13 protein-coding genes and 2 pseudogenes are annotated in these 12,210 nt (G+C 39.0%); 13 read left to right on the top strand and 2 right to left on the bottom strand.

All coding sequences use genetic code 11. The features are described from left to right. The first annotated feature begins 106 nt into the window (after nt 1-106). The 4 genes from JNUCC31_RS03740 (at nt 107) to yaaA (ending at nt 2,963) form a co-directional block, all read left to right on the top strand. Nucleotides 107-508 (top strand): DUF4279 domain-containing protein, encoded by a 402-nt coding sequence (locus tag JNUCC31_RS03740; RefSeq protein WP_192268652.1) that lies wholly within the window; start codon nt 107-109, stop codon nt 506-508. A 473-nt stretch (nt 509-981) separates the two neighbouring features. Continuing rightward, the gene (locus JNUCC31_RS03735; protein ID WP_165980223.1) at nt 982-1,140 is read left to right on the top strand and encodes a DUF8570 family protein; all 159 of its coding nucleotides are present in this window, start codon (nt 982-984) and stop codon (nt 1,138-1,140) included. Next, nucleotides 1,118-1,996, top strand: coding sequence for a prohibitin family protein (locus JNUCC31_RS03730; protein WP_192268650.1), 879 nt, complete (start codon nt 1,118-1,120; stop codon nt 1,994-1,996). Before JNUCC31_RS03735 ends, JNUCC31_RS03730 begins: the two co-directional genes overlap by 23 nt. A 214-nt stretch (nt 1,997-2,210) precedes the next feature. Next, nucleotides 2,211-2,963: a peroxide stress protein YaaA gene (yaaA, locus tag JNUCC31_RS03725; protein ID WP_192268648.1), complete on the top strand. Its 753-nt coding sequence runs from the start codon at nt 2,211-2,213 to the stop codon at nt 2,961-2,963. A 203-nt stretch (nt 2,964-3,166) separates the two neighbouring features. Here yaaA and JNUCC31_RS03720 read toward each other — a convergent pair whose 3' ends face one another. Then, entirely contained in the window at nt 3,167-3,733 is a 567-nt protein-coding gene (locus tag JNUCC31_RS03720) for a DUF4879 domain-containing protein (RefSeq protein ID WP_192268646.1), read from the bottom strand. 608 nt (nt 3,734-4,341) lie between these two features. On the opposite strand from JNUCC31_RS03720, the pseudogene JNUCC31_RS03715 reads away from it, so the two are divergent. From JNUCC31_RS03715 to JNUCC31_RS33090, 6 genes and pseudogenes are all read left to right on the top strand, one after another. Continuing rightward, a pseudogene (locus tag JNUCC31_RS03715) lies at nt 4,342-4,602 on the top strand (WXG100 family type VII secretion target); the annotation flags it as partial. 534 nt (nt 4,603-5,136) lie between these two features. Further along, nucleotides 5,137-5,551, top strand: a pseudogene (locus JNUCC31_RS03710) (hypothetical protein); the annotation flags it as partial. Between the two features lie 26 nt (nt 5,552-5,577). Continuing rightward, a complete protein-coding gene (locus JNUCC31_RS03705) occupies nt 5,578-5,958 on the top strand; it encodes a hypothetical protein (protein WP_192272709.1) in 381 nt (126 codons plus the stop codon). A 254-nt stretch (nt 5,959-6,212) separates the two neighbouring features. After that, nucleotides 6,213-6,698, top strand: a complete 486-nt coding sequence (locus JNUCC31_RS03700) for a hypothetical protein (protein WP_192268644.1) — start codon at nt 6,213-6,215, stop codon at nt 6,696-6,698. Between the two features lie 175 nt (nt 6,699-6,873). Next, nucleotides 6,874-7,275: a ribonuclease toxin immunity protein CdiI gene (gene cdiI, locus JNUCC31_RS34195; protein WP_488656253.1), complete on the top strand. Its 402-nt coding sequence runs from the start codon at nt 6,874-6,876 to the stop codon at nt 7,273-7,275. Between the two features lie 96 nt (nt 7,276-7,371). Beyond that, entirely contained in the window at nt 7,372-7,572 is a 201-nt protein-coding gene (locus tag JNUCC31_RS33090) for a hypothetical protein (protein WP_228469488.1), read from the top strand. A 1,305-nt stretch (nt 7,573-8,877) separates the two neighbouring features. Here the strand turns inward: JNUCC31_RS33090 and JNUCC31_RS03695 are convergent. Then, nucleotides 8,878-9,651: a YukJ family protein gene (locus JNUCC31_RS03695; protein ID WP_192268642.1), complete on the bottom strand. Its 774-nt coding sequence runs from the start codon at nt 9,649-9,651 to the stop codon at nt 8,878-8,880. Nucleotides 9,652-9,995: 344 nt separating this feature from the next. Between JNUCC31_RS03695 and JNUCC31_RS03690 the strand changes: the two genes are divergently transcribed. The 3 genes from JNUCC31_RS03690 to JNUCC31_RS03680 all read left to right on the top strand — a co-directional run bounded on the left by JNUCC31_RS03690 (nt 9,996) and on the right by JNUCC31_RS03680 (nt 12,200). After that, entirely contained in the window at nt 9,996-10,295 is a 300-nt protein-coding gene (locus JNUCC31_RS03690; protein ID WP_192268640.1) for a hypothetical protein, read from the top strand. Nucleotides 10,296-10,825: 530 nt separating this feature from the next. Further along, entirely contained in the window at nt 10,826-11,125 is a 300-nt protein-coding gene (locus JNUCC31_RS03685) for a hypothetical protein (RefSeq protein WP_192268638.1), read from the top strand. A gap of 271 nt (nt 11,126-11,396) precedes the next feature. Continuing rightward, nucleotides 11,397-12,200 carry a hypothetical protein gene (locus JNUCC31_RS03680; RefSeq protein WP_192268636.1) on the top strand — a complete coding sequence of 268 codons (804 nt, stop codon included), beginning with the start codon at nt 11,397-11,399 and terminating at the stop codon, nt 12,198-12,200. Nucleotides 12,201-12,210: the final 10 nt, after the last annotated feature.

The raw sequence follows: 12,210 nt of genomic DNA, 5'->3' as shown, positions 1-12,210 counted from the left end.
CAAGTCAGAAGGGGTCAAGAGGCAACTGTAGTCCGCTGGATGTCACAAGGGATATACTTCCAGTGGTTTCTGATAAATCAATATGAACAAGTTAGGAGGATCGTATATGGAGAAAACGAATATGATGGCTGAATTTATCATTACCGGAGATCATTTCGAACCGAAGTTAATCACAGAACAGATTGGAATCGAACCATCAGGAACCTATATAAAAGGAGAAAAGATTGATGATAGAGATTTGTACAGAAAAGAAACCTGTTGGTTCTTGGAAACGGACTATCAGGAATCTTTTGATGTCAATCAGCAATTGAACTACTTACTGAATCTTTTGGAGCCACATATTGAAAAGTTGAAAACCTTGAGAATGAAGCATAATTTGAATTTTCTGTTTAGCTTCTCGATCAGGGTCATGAATAATGAAAGCCCTGCGATTTCTATCGAGCAAAAGGCAATCAGTATAGCCTATGACTTGAAAGCAGAGTTTGATTTTGATTTGTATATTCTATAGCAATAGGAATAAGCTTTTTATAAAAATACATACGGATAAAGAGTGCCATATTATATCATTTGCATACACCTACAGAGAAGAGCAAGGGCGACAACTCACTCCTGATTCATAATATCCAGATGAAATGATGATCACTTTCGGATTAGGAATAACCGGGTACTGGACGTTACTCACTCACCATTTTCTTCACTACTTAACCTAATAGTACTTCAAGCGTTGAATATCCTTGAAACCGAATACGAATTTACAAAGTATATATAAAGGAGGATATAATTAGTTGGTTATAAATTTGGATGAACGGAGAAGTAACATTTAACAGATGTAGATGGAACCACAGCATTTTGCAAAGTAGAATTTGGCCACGAGGGTTTAGCATGGGATGCGATTAAGCGTATATAAAGTTAAATAACTATGTGGATCCTACCGTGCAGATGAGGTTGTACTCGGTTACATCCATAGAGGGGAGGACGAATATGCCATTTATTGGGGGAATCATTTTAATCTTTATCCTAGCATTTATTCTATGGGCATTAATGATCCCGCTATTCAATAAAATAGGTAGTAGAATTTTGAAGAAATACAATAAATTCAAACAAGAGGAGAATGGTGATGAAAAATTCAAAGACGTTTAGGGTAGGGGCAATTGCGGTGGCATTAGTTATTATTGTGGGAGTATTGCTGGTGACCTTCTTTTTAACACGAATTCCTAATGGATATGTTGGGGTCGTGTATTCACCCAATGGAGGCGTAAAAGATAGTACACTGAGTCAAGGGTGGAAACTCGTTGGAGCGTTTGATAAAGTGACGAAATATCCGATCCGAATTCAAACGGTGGAATACAGAGACATTCAGATTGCTACTTCTGACGGGAAAAATATCACCATCGATTTTGCTTACAACTACCAAGTAGAACCAAGTAAAGTATCTTCTATATTTAATACATTTGGGCCAATTAGCATTCAAGAAATTGAGGATACATATCTCAAAACACGTTTCCGTGACGCAGCTCGTAAGGGTATCTCCAAGTTTACAGTCATTGATGTTTATGGTGAAAAGTCATCCGAAGCCGGAGTGGATGTGCAACAACGTTTTTCTGATGACGTTAAAGAGTTAGGATTTATTGTATCGAACGTTACTGTAGGTGTTCCTCAACCTGATGCCAAGACTCAGGAAGCAATCGATAAACGTGTCGAAGCATCTCAAGAACTGGAACGTAAAACGACTGAACTTGAGATCGCCAAGAAAGAAGCAGAGCGCAAGCGCGTGGAAGCACAAGGTAATGCAGACAAACTATTGATCGAAGCAGAGGGTCAAGCTAAAGCCAACAAAGAGCTTCAACAATCCTTATCGAGTCAACTCGTTGAATATGAAACCATCAAGAAATGGGATGGAGCCCTTCCATATGTAAGTGGATCAAATACGCCAATGATTCAATTGCCAACTACAAAAACAGAGCAAAATAGTGGCGCGGGTAGCGTATCTCCCTAATAGCGGTTTGAAATGCACGCCTTGCTTTCTCACCAATTGAATGTGTTGAATTCGAATGAACAAGCCGGTCCAATCGTGGGCTGACTTGTTCATTTTGAGTCTTTTCAAAGGTACCATGAGGGATTTAGTTAAGCCTTGGCATTGGATTCACCTGTCCAATCCTGTACAATGGATAACGACAAAAACAACGGTAGATTAAGGATGGATCAGTACGATGAGAATTATTATATCACCAGCTAAAAAGATGAAGATTGATACAGACCTTATGGCTATCGCGCAGATGCCGCAATTTATAAACGAGTCAGAACAGCTATTGAGTCTGCTTCAAGAGTTATCCTATGACGAACTCAAAGCGATGTGGAAGTGTAACGATGCAATCGCCGAACAGAACGTGGAGCGGATTCAGAATATGAATATTAAAGCAAATCTGACACCAGCCATATATTCCTACGAGGGCATTCAGTATCAATATATGGCACCGGGTGTTTTTCAAAATGAGGAATTAGAGTATCTTCAACAGCATTTACGTATATTATCCGGTTTATATGGCATGTTGCGGCCTTTGGATGGGGTTACCCCTTATCGGTTGGAGATGCAGGGCAAGCTGCAAGGTCCGGGCTTCAAATCGCTCTATCAATTCTGGGGTAGCAAACTCGCAGAGCAGCTTCAATCAGAAAGCAACCACATCCTAAATCTGGCTTCAAAAGAGTATAGCAAAAATATTTTACCTTTTCTTAGTGAGGAAACCCGGTTCATTACTTGTGTATTCGGACAAATGGTCAATGGGAAGCTTGTTGAAAAGGCAACCTGGGCTAAAATGGCCAGAGGTGAAATGGTACGTTATATGGCAGAGCATAAGATTGCAGAGGTGAAGGACGTAAGAAACTTTGATCGGTTAAACTTTGCCTTTTCAGAAGAACGATCCGACGAGAGTACGTATGTATTCATACAAGCAGAGGGAAAGTAGCCTGTTGTGCAACGGTGGGTTTTTATACAAAGTCGGCCCTTTTAAGGTCACAATGAGAATAAGACGCAGGGAGATAAATCCCTGCGCCTGATCAAGAATCTAATCCGTGTCCGAAGCTGATGAGCTTTTGGGCTTACCCCCCGTATTCCTCATGATAGAACCAGGATAGCAATTCCTCCAATATTCAGATTACATCTTTCCTGTTAACGAACATTAATCCAAGCGGTCCACTGTGTTGGAATGTTAATGGAATAGACCGTACCTACAAATTGTCCGCCTGTTGTATTAGGGGATTCATAAACCCAAGAATGGGCAAAAGCATCAACGACACGATCACCGTCCAGATCAATAGCTTCAGACCAGTTGTTTGTCATTGTATTGCCGGCGAGTTTGCCGTAGTGACTGCTGTCATAACCGATCTGGAAAGTAATACACTGAATCCAAGCCCCACCATGATCATTGGTCGTGGAGAGCGGGTTGTTATTAAAGCCGTAAATTTCTTGACCGCCATTTGGAGATACGACACCGTATACATTAATGTGAGATACTTTCGGAGCAGGGGCAAATAGGACTGGACCACCCGCATTATCAGCCTTCTGCGATTCAAATTCAGCCTTAGCCGCTTTCACAGCTTCACGGAATTCTTTGGAATTAATAATTTCTTCCTTTGTCAACGGTTTGGCTTGACTCACGTCACCGTCTGCATAAGCAGCAACATTAAATGAAAGCACTAAAACAAGAATAAGAGCTAAACTAAATAATTTTCTCATAGCAATAAATTCCACCTTTCTTGTTATGGGTATTTTTTTACAAAACATGCGGTTACGACAAATAGACCTGCTTGCAGCTTAAAGCCTCTTGCCCTCCTCTCTTATGAAAATGGTGGAAATCTACAGGCTAGAAAACTCTATGAAGTAGGAATGTATATGTAAAATGAATGCCTGCCAATGATTATGTGTTGCAGACAAAATGTGAAACTCAATTTTTCGCATAGTTATCTTAGCAATGGTAGACCCTGTTACCAATCTTGAAAATATAAGACTCCAAAATAAATATATAAATGAAATATATTCCATTTATATAAACATATAGTAACTCCGATCTCTAGTTAAAGTCAAGTTTATTCATTAATACTACTAATTGTTAAAGTTGACTTCTCATCGCAGCAAAATGCTACAGTATCCTGTAGTCGTCAAATTGAATGACAACCCTCAAGAACATGTATACACCTGCATAGAGATCGTATGGGGCTGAAGGACGGATATAGATCATTCTGAGCGTAGGTTCATGCAGTGAAATCAGGAGGTTAGGCGGATGTATTGTACTAGTACTTCTGCTAACATAGGTTAATCATATATCAGATGAGCGGTGAAAACGGATGAGTACGATTAAGGTGAATCCTGAGCAACTACATCATGTATCCAATCAGGTGGATCAGGCCAGACAACAGTTGGAGCATATTCGCAGTGAACTGACGAGACAGATCATGTTCGTTCAGATGATGTGGATGGGGGCGACGCAGGAGCGATTCTACTATGAGTTTGAACAGTCGCGTACTATATTGGATAAAGCACTGGAGAGTATGGTGGGCATCTCCAAGGAACTCAAGGAGATCGCTACGCGATTTGAGAATGTCGATGCTGAAAAGGTGAGTCTTGGAAGTGCTGTTGGCGCTGTGGGTGCGGGAGCAATGATGAAGACCTTGGGAAATGATGAGGGTCTGGAGGATAAAGGCTACCGGATGGCACAAGTCAATGTGTATGGGAAGCTGATGTGGATGCCTGTGAACGAGAATGGTGTTACGGATCAGGCTGCGCTCCAGGCATATAAGAAGGATCAGGGGCATTTGGATATCAATCGGATGCAAGCTACGGATTCTGAAGCGCCAGGGGAAGATATTTATGCGATGCAGATCAAAGCCTTTGAAAATGGAATTCATCCCTTCACAGGTGAGCCTGTATCCGATAAGTATGCTCAGATCATGTTGACTTCTCTAAAGTTCAGCCAGCTATTTATGGCATTTCAGATGGTTCGCGGGAGTATGCCGGGTGGCAAAGGGCCGTTTCGTTTGCCTTCTTCTCATCCAGCTGTGGCGAAGATTAAAAAGAATTTGGAAGCGGCTGAAGTGAGGAAAACTAGTAGTATTAAGGGGACGGGAGATGTTAGACCTGCCCAAATAATTGAAAACAGATATCCAAATGAGATTCAGCAAGGAAAGAGTTTTGAATATGTTTTGGAGAATGGTCAAGTTAAGATTCGAGATGGAATTAAAGAGGTTGACTTCGTCATAGATGTAAATGGTAACTTAAAGGTTGGACGAGGACATTCTCATTTAGCTAATGGAGCTGATGTTCAAGCTGCTGGAAAACTAAAAGTCGACGCAAATGGAAATGTTAGAAGAATAACAAATGAATCAGGACACTATACTCCAACAACTGAGCAAGCCAAAAAAATATGAGCAAATATTTAATAGTGCTGGAATAAAGACAGAAAACGCTTGGTTAGAGAGATATCAATTAGAAGTAACGAGCAACGGTTATGTTGATTTAGGGAAATTAAAGAAAGTGCAGTCAACTAAATTGAAATAGTGGGAGGAAATATTTTGATTACTCAAATGAATGAAGAGATTTTTTCAACAAATTTATCTAAAGCAGTTGATGAGATAAAACAGGCTAGAAACATTTCGAGCGATATGGTTAAATTTGTCATAGAGCCTGTCGAGGAACGTGGGAAAATGTTAGATGGTGGTGATGAAATGATGAAACGTCTTGTGTTATCTAAAGAGAATATTGGTGGTAAAAAACTATTGTTAGAAGATGTTGTTGGGGTTTTAGGAGGGCTTTTTCCAAAAGCCCCCATATGGATTAATGTATCTTTTGTGGAAATTGAAGGAGATACCGCTATATTCAAATTGGAAACTAGTTTACGTTTTAGAAAACCAACCTTATTAAGGAATGCTGAAACAGGTCATGCACCTTTTAACGCGATTGTATAAGGTATGTAACGATTGTTGCGTAATCTCTTTACAGAAACTCATGGGGCTACCCAGTATGGAATGAGTCCATCATTCAATTAAAAAGCATCAATATCGGCACGCCAGAACAGCCAAATATTCTGGTGGGTGGAGAAGCTATAAAGTGGTTGCAAGATAAAATTTCAAGTGGGGAATAGACTTTAGATTCAAATTTGCATGGGACGTGGTCTCACTCGATAGGCTACACTTTGGAAGTAGGGAGAAAGCTAAATAAAATGGGGACTTCAGCAGTTATTTTAACGAAAAAAGATAAATATTCTCCAGAGCAGCTTCTAGCTGATACTATTGTTGCAGCTTTTCATTCGGACGTAGCTCTCTATTTTTATAACAATAAGACGTATACAAATGAAGGAGAGTTCCTGTATACAACGCTGAATATTAATCATAAGTCATTTACTTGGGACAATGAATCCTCGTTGATTTTCCATATTCACAGCATTAGTAGCCCAAGCACTGAATTTTATTATCACGAAGATTTGGGTTTAGATCCTAATGTATCACTATGCCAAGTCGGGCACATTGAGGATATCTATGGTAATCAAGAGTTGATACTTCATTTTATTTATGAATATCTCATCCTGAATCCTGATGATTATTTTTGGATTGCAGACAATGATTGGGTATACAGCCGGGAGGACATACAAAAACTGAAATCTTTACCGTATGACCCGGATTGGTGTTATAAAAACCCCAAAGACTAACTTCTAAATGACGACAAAGAAAACATAAAGCATATTGATTCTGCATTCCGATTAATATTTAGGAAGAGATAGATGATGTATAAATTATTGACAACAAAAGCTGAAATAGATAGATTAGTCGAATCTTATTTCTGGATTATTGATTTTCCAAGAGCTTTAACATACTTCGGAGATCATGAGAGACATGGTTATGGTTAAGGTCCACTGGAGGTACAATTGTCATCCTATCACATGCCAGAAGAGGAAGAGTATATTGGTGATCAGAAAGTGTGTTTTATTGGAGGGCCTCCAGCATATTGAAGATGTAATGGCAGTCATGGAATATGATGAATTTTATAACTATTTAGTCATTTACAGCGAGAATTACCTTCAGGAGCACCCACAGGAAAAAGAGGGAATTGTCAATTTATTAGATGTCGTGAGAAATAGACTGAATTTAATGAAGAGAACGGACGATAACCTTGACTGTACAAAGACAGTGAGTGAACTACATCAGTTAATTAATCAAGATTGGTCGAAGTTAGATCAGGCAGAGTTAATAACGAAGCGGGAAGCCGTAGACTCTCTGTCCAATTAACTCATATCCGAGATAGATCATACGAACGACTCTGATCATTTACTAGAAGCGATCAATGTTGAGCTTACACATTTCTTTCTGCCGATCCCCTGTGTGATGAAGATGTATCAAAGATTGATCCTGTTGAATCCAACCAACCGGTCCTACTATGAATGGTTTACGGATTATCTTTTACAGTTTGGTCCCGATTGGCAGGAAGAGGCGAATACTTTAACTGAACTTTACACGAAAGAAGACTTTCAACATGCTTGTGATTTTGCTCAAAAGATTGAGCGTATTAATGATTTCAGGAAATAGGATAACGTCAGGGAGAATAGAGATGAATTTTCTAAAGGAATCATTGATCTACTTATTCCTGATCCGTATTAAAAAATGAATTCATCTTTCGAGTTGTAACGAACAAGCCAGGCCATTAGTGGGCGGGTTTGTTCGTTTTTTAGTTCTTTTCAAAGGACCACGACGTGAATGGATGGACTTTGGACTTTGGGCTTTGACATTGGATTCAGTTAACCATTCCTGTAATTTCGGACAAATGGTTGACGGGAAGATTGTTGAAAAGGCAACCTGGGCTAAAATGGCCAGAGGTGAAATGGTGCATTTTATGGAAGGGCATCGAATAATCGAAATTATAAATCATGAATACCGACTGTAACTACTAAGGTAAAAGTATTGTTTAGGGTTTGTTGCTTTGTATCTGTAATTTTGAGAAGTTTACTTTAAAAGAGAAGAATTAATAAATGTAATGTTCCTTATTTTGGTTAAAATGAGAATTCGAATACGCTGATATTATTCACGTATTACTTGGGCAACATCACCATTTTATGAAAGATACTATGGGGACCTAGGAGCTGAGATGTGGGCGTATATTAAAGGCCAGGTGGAACAAAACATGAGCAATCATATGAACAACGACTCATTGGTTTTACAATTACCCGATGACGATGTACTTACTTCCCAATTGACAACAAGAAAATGGCCAATGACGAGCAAGGGTAAGATACTACTTGAAAGTAAGAAGGACATGAAGAAACGATGATTAAAATCACCGGACAGAGCTGACGCATATGTTCTCACCTTCGGTGAATATTTGATGGGAGCACCACAGTCTATAATGACTCCAACAATAGGAAGTGTATCAATAAAAAGATAACAAGAAACTTTGAAATCATATTAAGAGGGAGGGTGATTATAAAGTAACTTGTATCTTCAATAAAACAGATCTGCTGCGGGCAAGACGGCAAACGCTACGATTCTTATAGAGAAACAGCGTTGGGTGTACAAAAGATATGACTTTTACACACACCAGTTGGAAAGAGCTCTGAGGTTAATCAAAGACGAGGATGCCCGCAAGGCGATTGATTACAGATACATTCAAGGTTATTCACGCAAGGAAACGCTACTCTTCTCTTCTGACGAGCCCTCAGTGACAGCACGATCAAGCGCAAAATCGATGAGGGATTGGAGAGTGTCGCAAATACCTTGAAACTTATCGGTTTTTTCGAGCAAGACGACGCAGAGTTCTAAATGTAAAACGGCAACCTAAGAAAGCGATATTCTTAGGTTGCCGTCATTATTTTACTGATTTTTATTTCAGAGAATAATTTAGCACGAAACTTCTGCCTTTTCTTTATTCGCCTCACAACTGATATGATCACACTCGCTTACTGGCTTTGTTGCATCTCCCTTGTCGTTAGTACACCAAGATTGGGATTGGAATGCTAAGAAAATAGCCACCCATCTGTTTTCATTTTCGTGATGAATTAAAACTCCGCCGTCTTGCCATGATCCATTTTCTTTAGCATATTTTCCTGCATTACCTTGATTCATATGAATATTATGAATTCCACGCCCAGGTTCAAAATCAAAATATTTATCGGGTTTGTTTTTTTCGGGTCCCCAAGGTTCTCCGAATACGTACAGAGTAGCGTTCTTCTGTTTGGCTTCTTCAATGTAGGAAGTTACCTTATCATAAAGATCATTGTCTGGATTGTTGTCTTCAGAATTTTCAGGATCAGTATTAGGCAGGAATACCATTTTGTTTGGGATAACCAAATTCCCTCGAATAAAATCAAGTGCGATGTTTCGGTTCCCTTTTGTAATCTCTGTGAAGCCAAACTGAAGGTCAGGCAGATGTGTTATTTCTTCTGAACTGAAGTCTTCACCAACGTAGTAAAGAACTTGATTTGCTGTGTCTTCTGACAAATGTCTTGGTGAAACACTCGATTGAATGTTAATAGCTAACCTAAACTTTTCATGTGAATCACCAATTACTAATACTTCAACGTGGTTGGTCCCTTTGCTTGGGACATATACTTTTTCTACATCTGCTAATTTACATTTCAATACACCATAACCATTATCCAAACCTTTACCCATAATTAATCATTCCTCCTTTTTTATTAAAGCTTGATTATCTTATCCAATCTGATGTCTGTAATTCTGGGAATTTTATCTGATCTCATCTTGTGCGGAAAAAAAGATAAACGTTTTCTGACCCTAATCTAACCCTATCTTGAGACAATGTTGAACCCCACATGACCATTTTTCCTTGATACATTAGAAGCATAGAAAAAGGTGCGAATGAAACGTACAGCTTCACAATGTGGCATATGACTGGCGCGTTCCTCTTCTCGCTTTTACATTACAAAAGGTTTATTAATAATAATTATGGACCTTTAGAAGTATAATAATAAAGTCAAATTAAAAAGGAGGTAATTAATTTGGCTGTTTCAGATTTTTTGGAAATATTTATTCCATCGAAACAAAAACACGCTCATGTAGTTGACATTGACGGGGATTTTGATGCTGACTGGGGGATTGAGGTGAATACAGTTAATCCTTATGAATCCGAGATTGACCGGGTTAGGAATTTAACAATTACAAACAGTAACTTTAATTTCCAAAGTTTATACCTTAATGAAACAGGATATTTTTTGCATATAAAATTGAATAACACTGATTTTAATGTCAAAGAAGCTACTGCTAGAACAGAGTTTCGTGTCATACAACGATCAGTTTAATATTGTTAAGTGAAATAGCGAGGATTCGGCAGTAAATGACGGGTTTGTTCCAGTTCATCGGGACTCACCCGTTATCTGTTCCTTGACCCGCTTTTGTTAGCTTCAGTACAATGGTCTTGTTCTTACTCTCTTGTAACTTAGTACGTATGCATTTAAAGCAAAGAGTGCAACGTTTTTGCTGCGGACGGTACGGACGCCATTCTTTTAAAAACGTCACACGAATCGCCAAAAGCGTCATTTTATAGACAGAAAAATTAATTTCATTAGCCAATATCGTACATATAACAGCCGAAGTCGTTCCTTCACTGGATCGGCTTTTTTTCATTGGAGGAATTGAAGTGATTAGCAGAAGACGGAAGAAGTTACGCATCCGCCCCAGAAAGCAGCCAGAGAAGTGCAAAGGTTGTGTATGGGGAAGATGGGATTATACAATTTTGTAGTAATTTGGATTGCCAGCGGAATAATCGTAGTCACTAATGGAATACTATTGTTCGTTCTAGAAATGAAATCATGTACAGGAGGAATGAATAATGAGTGACAGCCTTGTTGCAGTCTTGGATGAAAAAGGAATAATGGAGGGTGGAAGTCAACTCCTATTTTTTGTTGAAACAGGATCTGAAGAAGCCCCAACAGTTTCAATGAGAGATAACCCACATTGGCCACCCGTAAAAGATATGTACATTTTCGAAACTGTACACAATGAGATGAAAGGTGTACAAATTAAAATTAGGTTTGATGAACCACTATCATCACCTGGAGCAGTGTCAGTTAATATAAACCAGTCCAACATATCTATAGCAGGAAGTCCTACTGTAGTTCCACTAGCTTAGTTGGATAAGGCATAAAAGGCACCCAATGCGGTGCTTTTTTCTTGCTCTCATATGACAGAATGTAAGCCGTCCTAAGCTTGATTATATAAGAACGTCCGTTTGCAGTGGTCAGTCCATTTAAGAGTGGAGAACAGCGTCTAAGTGAGCCTACGCATGCATACGATGGTCACTCCAACGTTGAAACCAACTCAACACAAATATCATTCTTGACCAACCTCACTTATTGTCTGATACTGGAAGATGTTGTATCAGAACAAATAGGGGTGGAAGGATGAAAAAGAAACACATTTTGTGGATCTCGGCAGGAGTTTTAGTCTTGTGGGCTCTCTCGGGGCTCTTTATTTCACTGTGGTTTGGAAAACCAGATGGGGGCGGAACGTTTGGAGACATGTTTGGAGCAGTAAATGCGTTGTTCTCAGGTCTTGCCTTTACAGGACTCATTTACACAATTGCAGTGCAAAGACAAGAATTACAGACACAAAGTAAGTCAATTGATATGCAGACAGAGGAACTCTCGCTTCAGAGAGAAGCCATACAAATGCAAACAGAAGAGCTAGGACTTCAAAGGAAAGCTATTGAAATGCAGACTGAAGAGGTAAGGATGCAGAGAGAAGAAACAGCTAGATCTGCTGACCAATTAGAGGATCAGAAGAACTTGTTAAATCTTCAAACAGCAATGGGAATAGTAAACGACCTTATTCAAACTAAAAATAGACGAGCAGAGGAAATACAGTACTATTTAAACGGAGAGTATTATACTGGATATAAAGGAATTTCTAGAATGCTAGCACATGATCAATATGCTGGAGCAGAGAAGCCTACAGAGGATTCCCTTTTCTTACAAAGCTACCTTAATACATTCTTTTTTATATTAAATTTTATTGCAGTATATAAGCTTCAAAATGAACAAAAAGATCTTTTGGATAATCTTGTGAACATGAATACGACAGATGATGAAGTTAGGCTGATTTATATGGCAATAGAACAAAATCAGCACAGATTAATGATGCTTAAGGTTCATGGTTTTTATCCAAGGCATCAAAAACTAATAGATATTACAACGAAGCCATCCTAATACGAGGATG

Origin of the sequence: Paenibacillus sp. JNUCC-31 (assembly GCF_014844075.1) — a bacterium.
GTDB lineage: Bacteria > Bacillota > Bacilli > Paenibacillales > Paenibacillaceae > Paenibacillus.
The sequence above is the reverse complement of the archived record's forward strand: the minus strand, read 5'-3'. Positions and strand labels throughout refer to the sequence as shown.

Excerpts from the sequence above, each read along its gene's own strand:
- JNUCC31_RS03740 (WP_192268652.1), top strand. The coding sequence starts at position 107 with ATGGAGAAAACGAATATGATGGCTGAATTTATCATTACCGGAGATCAT.
- JNUCC31_RS03735 (WP_165980223.1), top strand. The coding sequence starts at position 982 with ATGCCATTTATTGGGGGAATCATTTTAATCTTTATCCTAGCATTTATT.
- JNUCC31_RS03730 (WP_192268650.1), top strand. The coding sequence starts at position 1,118 with ATGAAAAATTCAAAGACGTTTAGGGTAGGGGCAATTGCGGTGGCATTA.
- yaaA (WP_192268648.1), top strand. The coding sequence starts at position 2,211 with ATGAGAATTATTATATCACCAGCTAAAAAGATGAAGATTGATACAGAC.
- JNUCC31_RS03720 (WP_192268646.1), bottom strand. The coding sequence starts at position 3,733 with ATGAGAAAATTATTTAGTTTAGCTCTTATTCTTGTTTTAGTGCTTTCA.
- JNUCC31_RS03705 (WP_192272709.1), top strand. The coding sequence starts at position 5,578 with ATGAATGAAGAGATTTTTTCAACAAATTTATCTAAAGCAGTTGATGAG.
- JNUCC31_RS03700 (WP_192268644.1), top strand. The coding sequence starts at position 6,213 with ATGGGGACTTCAGCAGTTATTTTAACGAAAAAAGATAAATATTCTCCA.
- cdiI (WP_488656253.1), top strand. The coding sequence starts at position 6,874 with ATGAGAGACATGGTTATGGTTAAGGTCCACTGGAGGTACAATTGTCAT.
- JNUCC31_RS33090 (WP_228469488.1), top strand. The coding sequence starts at position 7,372 with ATGAAGATGTATCAAAGATTGATCCTGTTGAATCCAACCAACCGGTCC.
- JNUCC31_RS03695 (WP_192268642.1), bottom strand. The coding sequence starts at position 9,651 with ATGGGTAAAGGTTTGGATAATGGTTATGGTGTATTGAAATGTAAATTA.
- JNUCC31_RS03685 (WP_192268638.1), top strand. The coding sequence starts at position 10,826 with ATGAGTGACAGCCTTGTTGCAGTCTTGGATGAAAAAGGAATAATGGAG.
- JNUCC31_RS03680 (WP_192268636.1), top strand. The coding sequence starts at position 11,397 with ATGAAAAAGAAACACATTTTGTGGATCTCGGCAGGAGTTTTAGTCTTG.